Consider the following 19,230-nt stretch of genomic DNA (forward strand, 5'->3'; position numbering starts at 1 on the left):
GGTCCCTGTAGCGCCGAATGCACCTATCTCGCTGGCGCGCAGATAAAACCTTAGAGAACGCCACACCTCATGAAGACCACGATTCTGGCCCGTCTGGGCCTTGCCGGCGCCTGCGCCGCGATGGCCCTTGCCGCAACCTCGGCGCATGCGCAAAGCAACGTCACCATCTATGGCCTGATTTCGGGCGGCGTGGGGTACGTGAGCAATCAGGGTGGCAACAAGACGTGGCAGGCGCTCTCGGGCACGAACCAGAACCCGCGCTGGGGTTTCCGTGGATCTGAAGACCTCGGTGGCGGCACCAAGGCGATCTTCACGCTCGAAGCTGGCTTCAGCATCGTGAACGGCACGGCGGCCCAGAACGGCCGCGCCTTCGGCCGTCAGTCGTTCGTCGGCCTGTCGGACAACAAGTGGGGCACGCTGACGCTCGGCCGCCAGTACGACACGATTCACGATTACGTCGGCCCGATCATCATTTCGAGCAATGGCGTGAACATCGGCGATAACGACAACGGCTACAACGACATCCGCATGCAGAACTCGGTGAAGTGGGTGAGCCCGACGGTGGGCGGCTTCCACGGCACGGCGCAATACGGCTTCTCGAACTCGGCCACGGGCTTTCGCAACAACAACGCCTACAGCTTCGGCCTGGGCTACAAGTACGCCGACTTCGACTGGAACGCCGCGTACGCGCAATACAACAACCCGTTCAGCGGCACGAACAACGATGGCGCCATTGCCAACGATTACGCCAGCCCGTTGCTGATCTTCTCGAAGAGCGCCGTGCACCCGACGATGTACGCGAGCCAGCAGCGCATCTTCGCCACGGGCGGCTTCTACCACTGGGGCCCGGCGCTGATCGGTGCGATGTTCTCCGATGTGCGCTACACGTATCTCGACGCGTCGCATCTGCACTTGCAGAACTACAACCTGACGCTGAACTACAACGTCACCCCGGCCCTCGTGCTGGGCGCTGCGTACGGTTTCACGACGGGCAACTACGATGTGATCAACACGCGCCCGCAATGGCATCAGGTGAACCTGCAAGCCGATTACTGGCTGTCCAAGCGCACTGACGTGGCGCTCACGCTCAACGCGCAGCAGGCCGCTGGCGACGCACAGAATGCGCAACTGTTCGGCTACGCCGCATCGAGCACCAAGCGTCAGCTGGCCGTCACGCTGGGCATGCGCCACACGTTCTGATCGACCGACGCAGCCTCACGACTTCGCCTTTCACGCTAATTTCAGATTCGACGCCATGGCAGACATCAACGAACCGGGCACGGCCCCGCAGCGCAATCGCCGCACTTTCCTGCGCACGTCGCTCGCCGCCTCGCTGGCGACGCTGGGCGCCACCGGTGCCGGTAACGCGCTGGCCGAACTGACGTCGACCGAAGGCGCGTCGCGCCTCGCGGCCGACGGCACGCCGCGTCGCACCGTCATCATCGATTGCGACCCGGGTCAGGACGACGCCATCGCCATCCTGTTTGCCCTGGGTGCCAGCGATCAGATCGACCTGAAGGCGCTCACCACCGTGGGCGGCAACGTCCCGCTGGAACTGACCGAGCGCAACGCGCGCATCGTGCGCGACTGGGCAGGCAAGACGAACTCGCTGCCGGTGTACGCCGGTTGCCCGAAGCCGCTCATGCGCGACCTGATTACGGCCGCCAACGTACATGGCCGCACGGGCCTCGACGGCGTGACGCTGCATGAGCCGCGCGCACCGCTGGCCCCGCAGCACGCCGTGACGTATCTGATCGACACGCTGCGCGCGGCCAAACCCGGCAGCGTGACGCTCGTGGCGATCGGGCCGCTCACTAACGTGGCCACCGCGTTGACCGCTGCGCCGGACGGTGCAAAAGCGTTGCGCGAAATCGTGGTGATGGGCGGCGCGTGGTTCGAGCGCGGCAACATCACGCCGTCGGCCGAGTTCAACATCTTTGTCGATCCGGAAGCGGCGAGCATCGTGCTCAATGCCGGTGTGCCGATCACGGTGATGCCGCGCGATGTTTGCGTGAAGGCCCCGATCACCCCGGCGCGTGTGGCACCGTTTCGCGCGTTGAAGAACCGTTGCGGCCCGATCGTGGCGGATATTCTCGCGGCAGAAGTGGCCTATCAGAAGGGCCGCCGCGGTGTGGAGTCGGCACCGATGTACGACCCCTGCACGATCGGCTACCTGATCGACCCGACGATGTTCGGCGGGCGTCGCGTGAATGTCGCCGTCGAGACGACGGGGCAACTCACGCTGGGCGAAACCGTGGTGGACTGGACCGGGCGAACCAAGCGCGCCGTGAACGCCACGTGGATCACCGATGTGGATGATGATCGTTTCTACGAGACGCTGCTGGCGCGTATTGCACGCCTGCCGTAACGAATCAAGGTGATGAAGCAACGCGGTGCCCGAGCAAAGACAAGGGCACCGCGTTTTCGCATGTTGTGATTACGTCGCGAGATGCTTCGCGATCCAGTCGCGGCAGGCGCTGACCTGCGGGCCGCGCTCCTTGCCGTCGAGCGACATCAGCGCGACGGTACGTGTGACGCGCGGCGCCGTGACGTCGAGCGCGACGAGTTCCGGGTCATGCAGGTGCAGCGTGTAGAGCTTGGGCAGGATGGCAAGCGCGAGACCGCTGCGCACGAGCGCGTACAGCGGCTCGGTGTACTCCATGCGGTATTTCGGCTCCAGACGTAGATTTTGCGAGCCTCCCGTGCGTCGTAGCGAATCGCTGACGTTGCCGCGCACGAAGACGGCGAGGTCGCGCTCGGTGAGCTGCGACCACGTGGCAGACGCCGCCTTTGCCAGCGGATCGTCGTGGCGCGCGACCAGCACGATTTCGTCGTCGAACAGGTCGTCGCAGCGAAAGCCCTCGGCGCTGGCCGCTTCGTCGTCTTCATCGCGAATGCCCACGCCGAGGTCGATTTCGCCACGGGCAAGTGCGGCGACGAGTTCGCTGTTGGGCAAATCGCTCAGGGCGAAGCGAACCCCCGGGTGCGCTTCGCGCAAACTGCCGAGCACCGGCAGCAAGCGGGCGGCCACCGACGGGATGAAGCCGATACGCACCGTCTGCGCTTGCAGCGTGAAGGTGCTGGTCATGTCGTCGAAGGTGCCCCGCGCGGCGTTGAGCAGGCGCTCGGCAAGCGGCAGGATGGTCGTGCCGGCCTCGGTCAGCGTGAGGCGGTGTGCTGAGCGCTCGAACAACCGGCCGCCCAGCAGAAACTCGATTTGCCGGATCGCGGCGGTGAGTGCTGGTTGGGTGACGGAGAGTGCCTGTGCCGCTTGCGTGAAGCTGCGCGAATGCGCCAGCGCGACGAAGTACTGCACTTGCCGCAGCGTCAGTGCAGGCAGAGGCGGCACGGCGGCTGGGGTGGCGGCGGTTGCCTTGGCCGTCGCCGGTCCCTGAGCGTCCTTCTTCGCTTGCGGCGTGGCGGTGGCGGGCGAGGCTTTGGCGGCGGCCGATTGACCGGTCCGGCGCGATGAATTCGGGGGTGTCGCCATGGCGCGCTCCTGCGTTTGCGAAGAATAGATTCGAATTATCGAATCATAAGTAATTTGATTTTTTATTTATAGTCGCTTGGCCGTAAAGTGCCACGCAAAGACCCAACTATTCTTGGCATATGCATACCTCTCCTACTGAGCGCGACGTTAGTGTTGGCACCAGCGGCAGCAGCAACGCCAGCCTGCCGCAGGGCGGCACGGCCAGCGCACCGCGCGGCTGGTTCGAGCGACGTTTCGCCATCGCCGAGCGCGGTTCGTCCGTGCGCACCGAAGTGCTGGCCGGCATCACGACGTTCCTCGCCGCGGCCTATCTGATGGTGGTGATTCCCTCGTTGCTCGCCACGGGCGGGATGGATCGTGGCGCGGCCACCACGGCGGTCATGCTCGTGTTCGTGCTGTTCTCGGTGCTGATGGGCTTCTACGCGAACCTGCCGTTCGTGGTCGGCCCGGGCATCGGCGGCTCGGTGATCGTCGGCGTGACGCTGGCGGCGACGGAGCACGTCGCGTGGCAAACCGGTATCGCCATCGCGTTCCTCTCAGGCGTGCTGTTCCTGCTGCTGACCGTGCTCGGCGCGCGCAGCGTGGTCGCACGATTGATCCCGACGGCGATCAAGCTGGGGTTGGGCGCTTCCATCGGGTTGTTTATTGCGGTGCTGGGCGTGCGCAACGCCGGCATGGTCGTGGCTAACGCCAAGACCAACGCCTTCGCGCTGGGCGACTTCAGCAAGCCGGGCACCATCGTGGCCTTGGTCGGGCTGGGCGCGGCCATTCTGCTGCAAGGCCGCAAGGTGCCGGGCGCCATTCTCTGGTCGATCCTGCTGGCGGCGCTCGCGGGCGTGCCGCTGGGCGTGACCAAGGTCCCCGAGTCGTTCATTTCGCTGCCGCACAGCATTGCGCCGGTGGCGTTCCAACTGGATCTGCACAGTGCGTTGACCGTCGCGGCGCTGCCGTATCTGTTCGCGTTCTTTGCGGCGGAATTCTTCTCCACACTGGGCACCACGCTCGCCGTGGGTGGCAAGGCCGGTCTGCTCGACGAGCACGGCAACATGGCCAACATCAATCGTCCGTTTCTGGTCGATTCGATTGCGGCCACGGGCGGTGCGCTGCTGGGCATTCCCGCGCTGACGGCGCTGGTCGAATCGGCGGCAGGCGTGGAAGCGGGTGGCCGCACGGGACTGACGTCGATTGCCGCCGCGTTCATGTTTGCGCTGGTGTGCTTCTTCGTGCCGGTGGCATTGGCCATTCCGAAGGAAGCCACGGCGCCCGCGCTGATCCTGATCGGCTTGTCGATGTTCAGCACGATTCGTCATGTGCCGTTCGACGACTTCAGCGATGCGTTCCCGGTGCTTGCGATGGTGCTGCTCACGCTGCTCTCGAACAGCTTCGGCACGGGTATCGCGGGCGGTTTGCTCTGCTACGTGCTGGTGAAGGTGCTGATGGGGCGCTTCAAGGATCTGCCGTGGGGGCTGTACGTGTTGACGCTGCCCCTCGCGTATTACTTCTGGACGGTGGTGGGGCGTCACTAAGCGGCGCGGTATCCACTGAGCAACATCGGCCCGTCCGCCATGGGCGGGCCTCACGAATTCAATAAGACTGAGCGTTATGACAGAGACACCGGGCCACGTGCCCGCCGCACGCACCGGCGTGCAGATTCAGGAGGCGCATCGCACGTTCTTCCACGCGATGCCGAAGGTCGAACTGCACTGCCATTTGCTGGGTGCCGTGCGTCATGACACGTTCGTCGCGCTGGCCGAGAAGTCGAAGGCCCCACTCGCGCGCGAAGAGATCGATGCGTTCTATACCCGTGGCGAGAAGCCCGTGGGCGTGCTGCGTGTGCTGCGCGCGCTCGACGAGTTTCTGCTGACCACGCCGGACGACCTGCATCGCATCGCCTACGAGTATCTGGCCGATGCCGCCGCGCACAACGTGCGCTACAGCGAGTTCTTCTGGAACCCGACGGGCACGGTGCGCACGTCGGGTATTCCGTATGTCGACGCGCAAGACGCTCTCGTCGCTGCGATTCGTGACGCCGAGCGCGACCACGGCATCGTCGGGCGTCTGATCCCGAGCATCGACCGCGAGGCCGATCCACGCGAAGCCGTCGAGATGGTGGAGTGGATGCGTGCGCATCGCGCCGACGAAGTGATCGGCATCGGTATCGACTATCGCGAGAACGACCGTCCGCCGGAGTTCTTCTGGAAGGCGTATCGCAACGCGCGTCTGGCGGGCTTCAAGACGACCGCGCATGCGGGGGAATTTGGCACGCCGTGGACGAACGTCGAGACGGCGGTCGAGTTGCTCAAGTGCGATCGCATCGATCACGGCTACACCATCGTCGACGCACCGGACTTCGCGCACGAATGCGCGGAGCGCGGCATTGTCTTCACCGTGGTGCCGACCAACTCGTATTACCTGCGCACGCTGACGCCGGAGCGCTGGGCGGAAGATCACCCGATTCGCCGTATGCCGGGGTTGGGTTTGAAGATTCACCCGAACACCGACGATCCGACGCTGCACAAGGTCAACCCGGCACAGGCGTGGGAGTTGATGTTCAGCCATCTGGGCTTCTCGCTCGAAGACTTGCAGACGTTCATGCAGAACGGTCTCGACGGCGCGTGGATCGACGACAGCACGCGCCGCGCATGGCGTCGTACGTTCGCCGTGGAGTTCGATACGGCGCGTCGTGCGCTGGAGGTGTCGTTGCAGGTGCCCGGCGCCTGAGTCACCGCTTTTCCTTGGTCTCACCCGACCATTTGCCGCCTTCGGGCGGCATTTTTTTTCCCGCAAAATCCCAACAAAAAAGCCGCCGGCGTTTGCACGCTGGCGGCTTCGCATCGCTTGGGGACGATGCGCGGGCAACGATCCAACCGGTGAATTACGAGTGGTTGTCCGGGTCGACCAGATTGCGGTCGTTCAACTGGGCGCGTACGTCGGCGCGCGTGATACCGCTGGCCGGGGCTGCCTTGTTGTCCTGAATCTGTGCGGTCAACGGCGTGCCGGTTTCCACTTGATTGAGTTGACCGTCGGCGCGAGCTTGGGCAATTTCGCTGCGCACTTCAGCACGCGACACGTCGCTTTGGCCGGCGAGTTGTTGCGTGTCGCCGATCGAATTGTCGTAACGAGCGTCGGCGAAAGCAGAGGCCGACACGAATGCAGTAGCAGCGACAACAGCAGCAAGGATACGGGTGTTCATGGTGATACTCCTGTCAATTGATTGTGTTCTTTCGTGTTCAGCTAGCGTTCGGGGCATTTCCGCGGTTTTGCTGCACTGCGGTGTCCGTCGCGTTGGCATGAGATGAATCTTAGGGATAACCCGTGGTTTTTTCGCAACTGAGCGTCCACAAAACACAACCAATCGTCTGATTCGAAAAATCTATTGAAAATCAACGGTCTGGCGCCGATATAAGGGGTATATGGCTGTGCGCTGACCGGGTTTGGGCGGGGATTTGGCGGGAAATGCCGCTTTGCGCAACAACCTGTCTCATGCAATGGGGTTTATTGCTACGCGTGTCAGCAGTAGAGTAACAATCATGAAGTCTGGCCGACGTCGTGGTTCGCAAGGTGCGCCGCACCGCGGACGATGTTGGCCCGTACAGGAGCATAAAAATGGCTGCCCTCGGTTCTTTCCTCTTGCTGGCGAGTGCTTCGTTGCTCACCGCCGTGTATTTGCGCAGCCGCCAGGAACGTGCCAACCGCTCGCGTCGTCAGGCAGTGCGTATTACGCGTCGTTGATTGCCGAGGTATTGGCGTAACGCCGATCGCCACGCAGTTGCGAAGCTGCTGTGGCGTAGATGGGTGTAACCGGTTGATCCGACCGATGGGATATTGCGCGAGCCTTAGCTCGCGCGGGGTTCATGCAGCGTGAACCCTTTGCCGATGCCTCGCGATGGCTGGCAATGGTTTGGCAAGCGCGACCAATCGCTTCAACAACTCCCCGATTATTTCATTTTCAGCAATGCGTCCTTCTCCGGGACCGCGTTTTTCTCATGCGTGCGCGAGCGTAGATTGGCGGCAATGGTGGCGCCCGTCGTGGACGTCGCTTCCGACAGGAGAAATGGAAAATGAAACACGCTCTGATCGCTTCGGCCTTTGCTGCCGCCGTGCTGACCGTTGGCGCTGCCCAAGCTGCCGAAAACACGCAATCGCAACAAGCGCAGCCGCAACAAACGCAAGCTCAGGTGCAGGTGCAGCAACAAGCCCAGCCGGGTCCTGTTGCCGCCCAACAAACCACGACCGTGGCACCGGTGTATGAAGTGCCGGGTCGCGTGAACCGCGCCGGTTCGATCTACTTCGGTCAGTAAGTCTTCTTCATCGCCGCGGCGCACGCGGCGGAGAGGCACCCGACGGCGACCACATAGACCGCGATCCACCACGGTTTGTGGCCGCCGTATTCGAGCAGCGTGGCCGCCACCAGCGGCGTGATCGAGCTCGAAACAATCCCCGACACCTGATACACCACCGAGATACCCGTGTAACGCACGCGCGTATCGAACAGTTCGCAGAACATCGAGGCTTCCGGCCCGTAGACGAACGCGTACACCACGCCCAGCGGCAAGATCACCGCGAGCGACACCCACCAGATGTTTGTCGAGTAGTGCATGACGGCCAGCGCCGGAATCGACGACAACCCGCACGCCATCGCCCCCCAGCCGAACACGCGACGGCGCCCCACCCGATCGGACAGCTTCGATGCGTAGGGAATCGTCACGACGAGCACCAATGCGGCTAGCGTGACTGCCACCAGCACGGGTGTTTTCGGGAAGTGCAGCGTCCCCACCAGATAGGAAATCGCGAACACGGCGTAGACGTTGAACACGACGCCGTCGATGTAGCGCGCCCCCCAGCCGAGCAGCACGTTGCGACGGTAATCCCGCGCAATCTCCTTGAGCGGCACGTGCGCCACGTGCTGGCTGTCCTTGATGCGCGCAAACTCGGGCGTCTCGAGCACCTTCAGCCGGATGAACATGCCCACGGCCACCAGCACGAGACTGAGCATGAAGGCGAGCCGCCAGCCCCACGACATGAACTGCGCATCGGTCAGCGTCGACGAGAGCAAGGCCACGACACCGGTCGACAGGCACAACCCGACAGCCAGCCCGATCTGCGGGTAGGCCGCAAACTGGCCGCGCTTGTCGCGGGGGGCGTACTCGAAGGCCATCAGTACCGCGCCGCCCCATTCGCCACCCAGCCCGATGCCTTGCAACAGGCGCAGGAAAAGCAGGATCAAGGGTGCGGCGATGCCAATGCTTTCGTAGCTCGGCACCAGCCCGACCAGAAAGGTCGATACCCCCATGATGGTGAGCGTGATGATGAGCAGTGGCTTGCGCCCGATTTTGTCGCCGAAGTGACCGAACAGAATGCCGCCGAGCGGGCGGGTGGCGAAGCCCACTGCGTAGACGGTATAGGCCAGTGCGGTGGCGATGAAGGCATCGCCGCTGGGGAAGAAGAGCTTGTTGAAGACGAGTCCTGTGACAGTGCCGTACAGGAAGAAGTCATACCATTCGACGGTCGTGCCGATCAGGCTGGCAAGCGCGACCGTACGCACTGCCTTTTCGGCAGAGACGGTATCGCTGTTGCCGATCCCGGTGAGAACCTGTTCCATTGCGCCTCCTGTTGATGCGCCGCGCCGTGGCGGCGCGCTGCGACGCTCCGGTCTGCGCCGGGGCGTCTGTCTCCATGGTTGTCTCGTGACCGCGCGTTGGACCGGCGGCTGTTTTTTCGATAATGGCTGTTGCGGGGACTGCGGATAAGTCTCGGAAATGCCTAGGTAAGCTCAAGCGAAGCGACGCTGCAAATGGCCACGCGCCGGTACTTCAGGACTTCAGGACGACAGCGACAAACTTCGGTGGCTCGCCGCGCGCAGTGCCGCACGGCGATGAAAGAACGCAGGCCGCTCAGGCCGTCGCCCCGATGAAGTTGCGACCGCGCGGGCCGTTGAGTGCGGCGGCGATCATTGCCGTCGATTCGGGCTCGGTCACTCCATAGGCGGCGAATTCCGTCGCCACCCCCAGATCGTTCAGAAACGCCGTGAGCTTTTCGGGTGCACCGGCGATATCGCCGTCGAACACTTGCGCAAGTACGGCGTCGCGGTCCGAGCGCCGGCCGATCGCCAGCCGCATCACGGCCGGCAGCGTGAACGAGCACGCAATGCCATGCGGCAGCCCGTGGCGAATCGTCATGTCGTAAGAAATCGAATGGGCGAGCGCCGTCTTCGTGTTCGAGAACGCCATGCCCGCCTGCAATGCGGCGAGCGCAGCGGCGCGGCGCAGGTCGATATCGCCCGGCGACGCCATGAGCTGCGGCAGCACGCGCATCATGTCGCGCGCTGCGGTGACCGCGAAGGTGTCCGAGATGGGATTCGCGTTGACGTTCCAGATCGCTTCCAGCGCATGCGAGAGCGCATCGAGACCGCTTTGCAACGTCACAGAGCGGGGCAGCGAGCGAGTGAGCCGGGGATCGACGATGGCGGCTTCCGGCCACGTCTCGGGCAAATGCAGCGAGTATTTCTTACGCTTCACGTGCCGGTCCCAGAGCGTGGCCCACGGCGTGACTTCGCTGCCGGTGCCTGCCGTTGTGGGGATGGTGATGAGCCGCTTGGTGCGCGTGGGCTTGAAGGTGCCGCCCGCATCGAGCGCATCGACCAGCGTGCTGAAGCGGTCGTCGTCACCGGCGACCATCAACAACTTGGCCGTGTCGAGCGCGCTGCCGCCACCGAGTGCCACGATCACCTCGCACTGTCCGTAGCGGCGCCAGAAGTCGCCGTACATCGGTGCCAGTTCGCGCACGTCGGGGTTCGGGCTCACCTGATCGATCACGCCGGCAAGCTGGCCGCCGAGCAGGGCTTCGACCTGCCCCGTCATGCCCAGCGCCCGGGCTTCGGGCATGGTGACCAGCACAACGCGGCGCTGGCCGACCAGGGCCGGCAACTGGGCGAGGGCGCCGTCGCCGAAGTGGACGTTGACCGGGTTGTGAAAGCTAAGAATGCGCGAACGTTCAGTCATGGCGGATGGCGGGGACGATGCCGCGTTTGCCGCTTCGCACCCGGCGAAGCGAACGGTTGGCGAAAGATTGAGCTGGATTATGGTGAGCGCCGTCCTATACTTCCAATTCACATTTTTTCGCCAACCTATTGGTAAAACCTATACCTCGTCACGGGAGCGTCATCGATGCGGATTACCCAATTGCGTTCGTTCCATGCCGTGGCGCATCACGGCAGCGTGACGCGCGCGGCGCAGGCATTGCATGTGAGTCAGCCGACGATGACGACGCAGATTCGCGCGTTGGAAGAGACTTACGGCATCGAGTTGTTTTATCGGCACGGTCGCGGATTGACGCTGACGCCAACGGGCAAGGCGCTGTATTCGGTGAGCCTGCGCATCTTTGCGGACGAGGCGGAAGCGCTTGGTCTGCTCAAGGAGCATGGCGGGCTGAGAACGGGGGAGTTACGTCTCGGTGCGGTGGGACCGCATCACGCGATGGAGATCGTGGCGGCGTTTCGGCCGCGTTATCCGGGCATTGCCATTTCGATGCGTGCGGGTAACTCGGAGGAAATGATCGACGGCCTGCTCGCGTATCGCACGGATGTTGCGGTGCTGGCGCGTTATCAGGATGACACGCGCCTGCACGCTGTGCCGTACCGCACGCATCCGGTGGTGTTGCTGGTGCCACGGGGTCACCGGTTTGCGCGGCGTCGCAGTGTGAAGCTGGCGGAACTGGCGGGCGAGTCGATGCTGATGCGCGAACCGGGGTCGACGACGCGTCACGCGCTGGAGGCGGCGCTTGCCTCGGCGGGCGTGGTGCCGGACGTTTCGATGGAAATCGGCAGCCGCGAGGCGATTCGCGAAGCGGTGATTCTCGGGCTGGGCATCGCGGCGGTGTCAGCGCGCGAGCACATTCCCGATGAGCGGCTGGCAGTGGTGTCGATCAGCGACGCCAAAGTGGAAACAACCACCGTGGTGGTGTGCCTCGCAGAGCGCCGTGAGTCGCGCATGATCGCGGCGTTTTTGGATGTTGTTGCCGGGATGGTATGACGCGCTTGCGGTGAATGTCGGGTGTAATCGCCGCAGAATATGCGGTGATTAATTTGCCCCTGCGGTGAATCCTCGCCATAATCGCCGCATGGAACGCGGTGATTGGCTCTATCTCTGGCAGGCCCCCGAATGGCCGGCAATGCGCTACGACATGGCAATGCTGGCGCGTCCGCTTGCGCGTGTCAGTCGCGCGCAGGGGCGCTTGTCTGGCCGCATGGCGGATGTCGGGATGTCTTTGCGGGACGAAGCCAGTCTGGCGGCGCTCACAGAGGACGTGCTCAAGACCAGCGCCATCGAAGGCGAGCAACTCGACCCGGCGTCGGTGCGTTCGTCCATCGCGCATCGCCTCGGTGTTGATATCGACGCCCTCGCGCCCGTGGATCGCCATGTCGAGGGGGTTGTGGAGATGATTCTCGATGCGACACAGCGTAGTGCCGAGCCGGTCACGCGAGAGCGTCTCTTCGGCTGGCACGCGTCGCTCTTTCCGACCGGTTACTCGGGGATGTCGCGCATCGCCGTAGCGAGCTGGCGCGACGATGCCAGCGGCGCCATGCAGGTGGTCTCCGGCTCGCACCACCGGCAGCGTGTGCATTTCGAGGCACCCCCCGCTGCAAGACTGGACGAGGAGATGACACGCTTTCTCGGCTGGGTGAATCATGAGTCGGACGAACTCGCTCTGATCAAGGCGGGCCTCGCCCATTTCTGGTTTGTGACGCTGCATCCCTTCGATGATGGCAACGGCCGAATCGCGCGGGCGATCGGTGATTTGCTGCTCGCGCGCGGCGATGGCAGTCCGCAACGCTTCTACAGTCTGTCGGCGCAGATTCAGCGTGAGCGCAAGGGCTACTACGAAATTCTCGAGCGAACCCAAAAGGGCACGTTGGATGTCACGGCGTGGCTGCTATGGTTCTACGACGCACTGGAGCGTGCCATCGAGCAAGCCGACAAGACGCTTGATGCGGTACTTCGCAAGGCGCATCTGTGGCAGCAATGGGCGACGTTGTCACTCAACGCTCGTCAGATCAAAGTGCTCAATAGCCTGCTCGACGATTTCGATGGCAAGCTTACGAACGCCAAATGGGCGGCACTTGCCAAGTGTTCGCCGGACACCGCGCTACGCGACATGACAGAATTGCTCGATCACGGCGTGCTGCGTAAAGGCAGTGGGGCTGGGCGCAATACGTCCTACGAGTTGGCCGACTAACATGCGTCCTCACGCGCGACACACGCGTCAACGACAAAAACCGGCACGTCGCTAGCGACAGCACCCTCTGGTCAATGGCATCACCCTCTCCCGTTTGACTTGGAGAAGATGATGCCCTTCACACGCGTCGCGCCGCATCGCGCAAGCGCTTCCCATTGCGTCGGACGCTTGCCCGCCGCGCTCGCCCGAAATGACCGCGCACACGCGCGATTCCTGCTCAAACATGCTCGACAATGCGCGCCAGCCCCGCGACGCGGTGTTGCGCGCGAAACGTCCCAGATAGACTCGTCGGCGACCGTGCAGAGCGGCAACGCCGGGGCGGCTGCCAAAGCGTTGCTGTTCGGCATGTGTTTTCTCGGCGCACAGGTTTGTCGCGCGGACGTGTCGCGTCCGGCGTCGCTTGACACCAACGTGCGCACTTCCGATATCGACCGCGCCCTTGCGTCGCTATTGCCGCCATCGCCGGAGACACCCGCGCTGCGGTGCGCGGCATTGCCAGTGGCCGCCGCATCAGTCCTCCACCCGCTCAGCGTCGCGACATTCTTCTCGTGGGGCGAGGCGCGATTCTCACAGGCTTGTCCGCGTGCCCCGCTGCGTTGCTCCGGCGAGAGCGCACCCCCCGCCGTCACCGATGCGCTTCCAACGCAGGCGGATGTGCTGCGCGCAGCGCTGAGTGCCGTTCCGTCGGCCGACACCGCACAAAAAACACCGGCCGAGCGAGACTCGATAGCCCGGCAGTTCGTGACGCGCGTCGATCCCCTCATGGCGCGGCACGACGCGAGCGGTATGCGCTTCGGGAGCCTTGACTGGGCCTTGGCGCGCATCGGGTGCGCATTGATCGGCGACGAGGCGAGTGATTGGGCACCGAACGAGTTGGCTGCGGTCGCACTGGCCATGCTTCCGGCCCATGGCGACACCGAGGCGAGTGCTATTTTTCTCTCCCGGTTCATGTCCGTCGTCACACGGATGGCGCTGGCGCACGACGTTATCGAACCTGACGAAGCCAAACGTCTCGACACGGCCACCCGCGCTCGCGCGATCGCCTACTTTCGATGGCGTGTTCAAGACATGCTCGGGCAGGGCGAACGTCTTGCCGCTGCCGCCGGATTTCTGCCGACGCGTCGTGCAATCGCGCGCGAGCGCGTGGCGAGCGCAGGCGTATCCCCCGATCTGACGATTCAAGTGAACAAACATCGCGTATGGATCGGACTCTGGACCGCATCTGCCCACCCTATGGTCTTCCCGCCATGCATGCACGTCGAAGGGATGTACACGCCCGTCGATCTGCTGATGCATGACTGTCTGATCGATCTCAAGCGCGACGCCCCCATGGTGCATACCCGGCTGGTCGAGGCCGACGTGACACACGACAGCATCACCGAGTCATTCGAGGCGCACTACGCCACGGCGATTCCCGCGCTCGCTCACACGTTTCTGATGCCCGTGCTTCAGGCGCGTATCGATGCCATGAGCGACACCGACCGTCAGTTCTGGCGATGCGGCGACTGGACCCTCCATCGCGCGGCAGGAACGCTCGCGATGCAACCGTTGCCAGACGATGCCGGCGGCGCGCTGGGCGTGGTGTTGCCGGATGAAGGGGCGGGCAGAACCGACGAAATTCGCCACTTCACGTTGCTGATGTCGATTCGCCGCACATCCGCATCGGGTGTGCGCGAGGTGCGTCACTATTTGATTACACCGTCTACGCTGCAAGTCATTCGGCTTGAGGCCGATCTGGCGGCACGGCTGAACGCGGGCCAAACGCCGTTCGTCGCTGTGCCCCGTGTTGCAGGGCAGTCTGCGGATCGTAGCGGGCGGCCAATGTGTACCGACACCGTCAAGCGCGTAGATTGCGGCGCGACGATCACGGCGACGCAAGGGGCGGCGGAAATTCTTGCCGCGCCGTTCCACGCCTTACACGACGCTTCATTCGCCATGACGGCCACCGAAGCCGAACATGCGGCACGTCGTGAGGCGCTGCTTGGACTATTGCCGTTTTATCGCTGCGTGCAGGACGTGCGTGCAGCAAAGGCGGGCACCGTATTCGATTGTGCGATCGATCTGGCCGGCCTCATTCCGCTGGCAGATGCCGGACTCGATGCCGCCAACACCGCAACGCACTTGCTGACGGCGCTCGGCCCGGACGAGTGGCTTGCGTGGTCTGAAAAACCGATCGCGCACGGCTTGCCCGTATTGCGCGAGAGCACGCCGGCGCAGCTTGCCCATTGGCTCGACGTTGGGGCTCGCGACGGTATGCACCTTGCTGAGGTATCCATTCGCCTGTTCGATCCGGGCTTCGCCGCCGCTTGGCATCTCAGTCATGGTGTGGCCGGTGGCGCACACGCATTGTTCGAGCGCCTGTCGAGAATGCCGGTATTGCGGCGGCACTTGCCGCGATTTCGGGCGCGTATCGAGACACCGACCGGCGCAGCCCACGCAGCACCGTCTCGCGCGGTGCAACGGCCAGACGGTCACGAAGGCGGCGTCCAGCGTGGCGGCAGCCGTCTGCGGGTTCCCGAGGCGCGTCTCCCGGTGCATGCCTCCGCGCCTGAGTCACCGATGCTGAATCAACTGTGCCGGACCCGCCGCAGCCCGCCGGAACATGACAGCGCTTGTTCGCAACTCGCCCCGGTGGGTGGCTACGTCCGGCCGTATCCACAGGGGGGCGGCGAGACGCGCTATCAGTTCGATGCCGGCACGCAGCGCTTCGAGACCTTCGACAGTCAAGACGCCGCCATGAGAACGGTCGTGGTCGATGATGTGACCGATGCCGGGCAACTGGTGGAACGAGAGTATCTGTTGATCGGCGGCGATGTTGTCTGGCGGCATCTCGATAGCGCCCGGATGCTCGTGACGGCGATCAATCGCGTCACGCAGGGGGTCCTTCACGATTTGTTGTCGCTCAAGGGCGCATTGGGAAAGGCCCCTCGCTATGTCGTCGCCGATGTGCCAGTCACCACAGTGGGTGGCGACGTACGCACGGTGCAGATTGCCGCACGTTATGCCACCTTCGCGGACCATCACGGACACTGTACTCATGTCGTGCGAGTGCAAGGTACGCACTACGTGTTCAAAATCGAGCACGGGTGGACTGCCGAGCCTGTGGCGGGACACCCGGTTACCCTGTTTCGCGCCACCGATGTCGACGTTGCGAATTACCTCCAGTTCAGGGCACTGCTGCACACACCTTACGCGGGCGACATCGTGGTGTACGAAGGCGTTTCGCAATTCCAGCGGGTGGCGTCTTTGTCCCGCACGGAGCAGATGCGTATCAAGCGTATTGTTTTACGCGTGCAAAAAGTACAGCTCGACGCGCTGCTTTGGCTGACAGACCCGATGAATCGTGCGGAAACGGAGTTGCTCCTGCAACGGTTTACGTCCATCGGGCAGGTCGCGAGTCTACGTGTTGCGCTCATGGGCGCGCTCGAATCGATGACAAGAGCCGCGCCGAAGTTCGTTGCGAACTATCGGACCCGGGTTGCCGTTGCCTTGATGGTGGATCCTGCGATGCCAGGCACCGCGGCGGTCGGCGGGCTGCAATCGCAGGTGGTCAGCAATCGGGCGAAGATGCCGGTGGTCTATCTCAACGAAGATGGGCTGAGCGAGCGCACGACAGAGAGTCTGGCGGGCGTCATGCTCCATCAAATGACGCGGGCGGTGCTTGGCGCTGCGGATCGGCTGTCCGAGGCATCGTCCTTGCCCGCGGCCATTGAGGACTTTGGCGAGCTGGTGGATCTCAGACCACTGGTCGCGGTCACTCAATCGGTGCCGCCCGAGGTGCTGGTGCGGCATGCGCCCACGCTGGAGCATCTGATCTTCATGTGCGCCTATTTGCGCGATCCGGCACGTGCGGAAGAGGTCAGGCGTTTCACGTGGCGCTCGACAGACTCATACTGGCGTATGAGTCCGTGGAGTATTGACGATACCGTGTGAAGTCCACCAACTAGGAAGACAAAGGCCGGTGCTATTTTCTCTGGCGTCACCGGCCTTGAGCTTGAACACACGCGAAAACGTCAGCTCAGATACTGGCTCGAGAACAGCACCACGGCCGAGGCCACGAGGCAGTAAATACCGAACAGGTACCAGCGGCCATGCTCCAGCCAGCGCGAGAGCCAGCGCAGAGCGATCAGGCCCGCGAAGAAGCTGAACACCATACCGACGAGACACGGCGTGAGCACCGTCATGAAGTGGCCCGAGAAGGCCTGCGTGGCGCCCGACTTGTACAGGCGGTAAGCCTCCTTGACGATCACCGGCGGGGTGAGCACCACGGCCAGCGCGAAGCTGAATTCTTCAACACGAATCTTGTCGAGTCCGCGCAGCATGCCGGTCGAAATGGTCGAGCCCGAGCGCGAGAAACCACGGAACGGCAGGCACACGCCCTGCACCGCACCGATCCATGCGGAGTCGGCGGCACGCATCGGACGGTCGCCCATCGGCGGGCGTTTGCGGCCCGAGATGAGGATCAGGATGCCCGCCATCGCCAGTCCCGCCGAGATGATGTACAGATTGCCGAACAGATGCTCGATCTCGGAATGCTGCGTGCCGCGCATCAGCACCTTCTCGATGAACAGCATCAGCGCAATGCCGATCACGCCGGTGAAGGCGGTGGCGACAATCACTTGCTTGGCGTTGTGGACGAAGTCGCGGCGGGACGAGAAGTAACGCTCGCGCCACGATTTCCAGAAGTACACGATCACCGCCAGCATCGTGCCGGTGTGCAACATCACCAGCAGCAAGGTCATCTCGGGGGCAGTCGGGTCGAGCCCCATCAGTTTCTCGGCCATGATGACGTGCGCAGAGCTTGAAACGGGCAACAACTCCGCCACGCCCTGCACAATCGCGAGCACCAGCACTTGCAAATAGTCCATGCGCAATCCTTGGGAAATGGGCAAGCACACTACGCTGCAATCATGTCGTTTTGGTGACAGTCATATGACGGCGTCGCCGATCCCTGCCCCCGACCAGCTGCCGCGCATGATACCCCGTCACAATTGGCTTGGAATGAGGACTTTGAACACGCACTTTGCCGGCCGCCAGCACGATGTCGCGCTGAAATGACAACGGGCGCCCGTGGGGATGCCCGTTGTTTCATCAGCAGAAACGTGCAGAGAAGACTACGCCGCGTTTCAGAGGCGTGCGAGGGCCTGATCCAGATCGGCCAGCAGGTCGTCGATGTGTTCGATACCGATCGACAGGCGCACGGTTTCTTCGCTCACCCCCGCCTTGCGCAATTCTTCCGGCGAGAGCTGGCGGTGCGTGGTCGATGCCGGGTGCGTGGCCAGCGACTTGGCGTCGCCGATGTTTACGAGGCGCGTGAAGAGCTGCAATGCATCCTGGAACGACGCGCCGGCCGCACGGCCGCCCTTCACCCCAAACGTCAGGATGCCCGGACCGCGCCCCGACAGGTACTTCTTCACAAGCGCGTTGTCGGGATGCTCGGGCAAACCGGCGTAGTTCACCCACTCGACCTTCGGATGCTTCTTGAGGAACTGCGCCACCTTCAGCGCGTTCTCGGTGATGCGGTCCAGACGCAATGCCAGCGTCTCGATGCCTTGCAGGATCTGGAAGGCATTGAACGGCGAGATGGCCGCGCCGGTGTTGCGCAGCGGCACCACGCGCGCGCGGCCGATGTACGCGGCGGGACCAAAGGCTTCTGTATAGACCACGCCGTGATAGCTCACGTCCGGCTCGTTCAGGCGCTTGAAGCGCGTCTTGTGGTCGGCCCACGGGAATTTGCCGGAGTCGACGATGGCCCCGCCCAGACTCGTGCCGTGCCCGCCCAGATACTTGGTGAGCGAATGCACGACGATGTCGGCACCGTGCTCGAACGGACGCAGCAGATACGGTGACGGGACGGTGTTGTCGATGATGAGCGGGATGCCGTGACGATGCGCGATTTCCGCCAGTTTGGCGATGTCGGTGACGTTGCCCAGCGGGTTGCCGACGGACTCGGCAAAGATTGCCTTGGTCTTCTCGTCGATGAGCGGCTCGAACGACTCGGGCTCACGCGGATCGGCAAAGCGCGTGGTGATGCCCGAGAGCGGCAGCGTGTGCGCGAGCAGGTTGTAGGTGCCGCCGTAGAGGGCGCTCGCTGCCACGATGTTGTCGCCCGCCTCGGCAATGGTCTGAATCGCATACGTGACGGCCGCCTGACCCGAGGCGAGGGCCAATGCCGCGATGCCGCCTTCGAGCGCCGCGACGCGCTGTTCAAGCACGTCCTGCGTCGGGTTCATGATGCGGGTGTAGATGTTGCCGGGCACCTTCAGGTCGAACAGATCGGCGCCGTGTTGCGTGTCGTCGAAGGCATATGCCACGGTCTGGTAGATCGGTACCGCCACCGCACGCGTGGTCGGGTCAGGGCGATAACCCCCGTGCACGGCCAGCGTTTCCAGGCGCCACTTCGGCGCTTGGGCGTTCTCTTCGGTGCTCTGTGTCTTCTCGGTCATGTCGATTGTCTCCGGATAAACATGACGTTCCATTTATGGAACGGGTGGGTTGGCAGGTTG

15 protein-coding genes are annotated in these 19,230 nt (G+C 63.5%); 9 read left to right on the top strand and 6 right to left on the bottom strand.

Going from position 1 to position 19,230, the window contains the following annotated elements:
• Window positions 1–69: 69 nt before the first annotated feature.
• Window positions 70–1,200, top strand: coding sequence for a porin (locus tag AT302_RS00430; protein WP_058376711.1), 1,131 nt, complete (start codon window positions 70–72; stop codon window positions 1,198–1,200).
• 55 nt (window positions 1,201–1,255) lie between these two features.
• Complete coding sequence (locus AT302_RS00435; RefSeq protein WP_058376712.1) at window positions 1,256–2,368, top strand: nucleoside hydrolase; 1,113 nt, start codon at window positions 1,256–1,258, stop codon at window positions 2,366–2,368.
• A gap of 69 nt (window positions 2,369–2,437) precedes the next feature.
• Here AT302_RS00435 and AT302_RS00440 read toward each other — a convergent pair whose 3' ends face one another.
• Window positions 2,438–3,490, bottom strand: a complete 1,053-nt coding sequence (locus AT302_RS00440; protein WP_084655947.1) for a LysR family transcriptional regulator — start codon at window positions 3,488–3,490, stop codon at window positions 2,438–2,440.
• A 119-nt stretch (window positions 3,491–3,609) separates the two neighbouring features.
• Here AT302_RS00440 and AT302_RS00445 point away from each other — a divergent pair, with 119 nt between their 5' ends.
• On the top strand, window positions 3,610–5,016 hold the full coding sequence (locus AT302_RS00445) for an NCS2 family permease (protein ID WP_084655948.1): 1,407 nt from the start codon (window positions 3,610–3,612) through the stop codon (window positions 5,014–5,016).
• Between the two features lie 76 nt (window positions 5,017–5,092).
• Window positions 5,093–6,211 (top strand): adenosine deaminase family protein, encoded by a 1,119-nt coding sequence (locus AT302_RS00450; protein ID WP_058376713.1) that lies wholly within the window; start codon window positions 5,093–5,095, stop codon window positions 6,209–6,211.
• Window positions 6,212–6,365: 154 nt separating this feature from the next.
• Here AT302_RS00450 and AT302_RS00455 read toward each other — a convergent pair whose 3' ends face one another.
• Window positions 6,366–6,683 (bottom strand): DUF4148 domain-containing protein, encoded by a 318-nt coding sequence (locus AT302_RS00455; protein WP_058376714.1) that lies wholly within the window; start codon window positions 6,681–6,683, stop codon window positions 6,366–6,368.
• 413 nt (window positions 6,684–7,096) lie between these two features.
• Between AT302_RS00455 and AT302_RS28245 the strand changes: the two genes are divergently transcribed.
• Both AT302_RS28245 and AT302_RS00460 read left to right on the top strand, forming a co-directional pair.
• Entirely contained in the window at window positions 7,097–7,222 is a 126-nt protein-coding gene (locus AT302_RS28245; RefSeq protein ID WP_254915918.1) for a hypothetical protein, read from the top strand.
• A gap of 329 nt (window positions 7,223–7,551) precedes the next feature.
• The gene (locus tag AT302_RS00460; protein WP_058376715.1) at window positions 7,552–7,791 is read left to right on the top strand and encodes a hypothetical protein; all 240 of its coding nucleotides are present in this window, start codon (window positions 7,552–7,554) and stop codon (window positions 7,789–7,791) included.
• On the opposite strand, the gene AT302_RS00465 is transcribed toward AT302_RS00460, so the two are convergent.
• A complete protein-coding gene (locus AT302_RS00465; RefSeq protein WP_058376716.1) occupies window positions 7,785–9,092 on the bottom strand; it encodes an MFS transporter in 1,308 nt (435 codons plus the stop codon). The genes AT302_RS00460 and AT302_RS00465 overlap by 7 nt on opposite strands.
• Window positions 9,093–9,384: 292 nt before the next feature.
• Complete coding sequence (gene psrA, locus AT302_RS00470; RefSeq protein WP_058376717.1) at window positions 9,385–10,491, bottom strand: iron-containing alcohol dehydrogenase PsrA; 1,107 nt, start codon at window positions 10,489–10,491, stop codon at window positions 9,385–9,387.
• 165 nt (window positions 10,492–10,656) lie between these two features.
• On the opposite strand from psrA, the gene AT302_RS00475 reads away from it, so the two are divergent.
• The 3 genes from AT302_RS00475 to AT302_RS00485 all read left to right on the top strand — a co-directional run bounded on the left by AT302_RS00475 (window position 10,657) and on the right by AT302_RS00485 (window position 16,657).
• Window positions 10,657–11,520, top strand: a complete 864-nt coding sequence (locus AT302_RS00475) for a LysR substrate-binding domain-containing protein (protein ID WP_058376718.1) — start codon at window positions 10,657–10,659, stop codon at window positions 11,518–11,520.
• 88 nt (window positions 11,521–11,608) lie between these two features.
• Window positions 11,609–12,724 carry a Fic family protein gene (locus tag AT302_RS00480; protein ID WP_058376719.1) on the top strand — a complete coding sequence of 372 codons (1,116 nt, stop codon included), beginning with the start codon at window positions 11,609–11,611 and terminating at the stop codon, window positions 12,722–12,724.
• A 297-nt stretch (window positions 12,725–13,021) separates the two neighbouring features.
• Window positions 13,022–16,657, top strand: coding sequence for a hypothetical protein (locus AT302_RS00485; protein ID WP_058376720.1), 3,636 nt, complete (start codon window positions 13,022–13,024; stop codon window positions 16,655–16,657).
• 80 nt (window positions 16,658–16,737) lie between these two features.
• On the opposite strand, the gene AT302_RS00490 is transcribed toward AT302_RS00485, so the two are convergent.
• Both AT302_RS00490 and AT302_RS00495 read right to left on the bottom strand, forming a co-directional pair.
• The gene (locus tag AT302_RS00490) at window positions 16,738–17,592 is read right to left on the bottom strand and encodes an undecaprenyl-diphosphate phosphatase (RefSeq protein ID WP_058376721.1); all 855 of its coding nucleotides are present in this window, start codon (window positions 17,590–17,592) and stop codon (window positions 16,738–16,740) included.
• A 258-nt stretch (window positions 17,593–17,850) separates the two neighbouring features.
• Window positions 17,851–19,170: an O-acetylhomoserine aminocarboxypropyltransferase/cysteine synthase family protein gene (locus AT302_RS00495; protein WP_058376722.1), complete on the bottom strand. Its 1,320-nt coding sequence runs from the start codon at window positions 19,168–19,170 to the stop codon at window positions 17,851–17,853.
• Between the last annotated feature and the right edge of the window lie 60 nt (window positions 19,171–19,230).

Source organism: Pandoraea norimbergensis (assembly GCF_001465545.3).
Classification (GTDB): domain Bacteria; phylum Pseudomonadota; class Gammaproteobacteria; order Burkholderiales; family Burkholderiaceae; genus Pandoraea; species Pandoraea norimbergensis.

Bases quoted from the DNA above. Each gene is read 5' to 3' on its own strand.
- AT302_RS00430 (WP_058376711.1), top strand. From the start codon at position 70: ATGAAGACCACGATTCTGGCCCGTCTGGGCCTTGCCGGCGCCTGCGCC.
- AT302_RS00435 (WP_058376712.1), top strand. From the start codon at position 1,256: ATGGCAGACATCAACGAACCGGGCACGGCCCCGCAGCGCAATCGCCGC.
- AT302_RS00440 (WP_084655947.1), bottom strand. From the start codon at position 3,490: ATGGCGACACCCCCGAATTCATCGCGCCGGACCGGTCAATCGGCCGCC.
- AT302_RS00445 (WP_084655948.1), top strand. From the start codon at position 3,610: ATGCATACCTCTCCTACTGAGCGCGACGTTAGTGTTGGCACCAGCGGC.
- AT302_RS00450 (WP_058376713.1), top strand. From the start codon at position 5,093: ATGACAGAGACACCGGGCCACGTGCCCGCCGCACGCACCGGCGTGCAG.
- AT302_RS00455 (WP_058376714.1), bottom strand. From the start codon at position 6,683: ATGAACACCCGTATCCTTGCTGCTGTTGTCGCTGCTACTGCATTCGTG.
- AT302_RS28245 (WP_254915918.1), top strand. From the start codon at position 7,097: ATGGCTGCCCTCGGTTCTTTCCTCTTGCTGGCGAGTGCTTCGTTGCTC.
- AT302_RS00460 (WP_058376715.1), top strand. From the start codon at position 7,552: ATGAAACACGCTCTGATCGCTTCGGCCTTTGCTGCCGCCGTGCTGACC.
- AT302_RS00465 (WP_058376716.1), bottom strand. From the start codon at position 9,092: ATGGAACAGGTTCTCACCGGGATCGGCAACAGCGATACCGTCTCTGCC.
- psrA (WP_058376717.1), bottom strand. From the start codon at position 10,491: ATGACTGAACGTTCGCGCATTCTTAGCTTTCACAACCCGGTCAACGTC.
- AT302_RS00475 (WP_058376718.1), top strand. From the start codon at position 10,657: ATGCGGATTACCCAATTGCGTTCGTTCCATGCCGTGGCGCATCACGGC.
- AT302_RS00480 (WP_058376719.1), top strand. From the start codon at position 11,609: ATGGAACGCGGTGATTGGCTCTATCTCTGGCAGGCCCCCGAATGGCCG.
- AT302_RS00490 (WP_058376721.1), bottom strand. From the start codon at position 17,592: ATGGACTATTTGCAAGTGCTGGTGCTCGCGATTGTGCAGGGCGTGGCG.
- AT302_RS00495 (WP_058376722.1), bottom strand. From the start codon at position 19,170: ATGACCGAGAAGACACAGAGCACCGAAGAGAACGCCCAAGCGCCGAAG.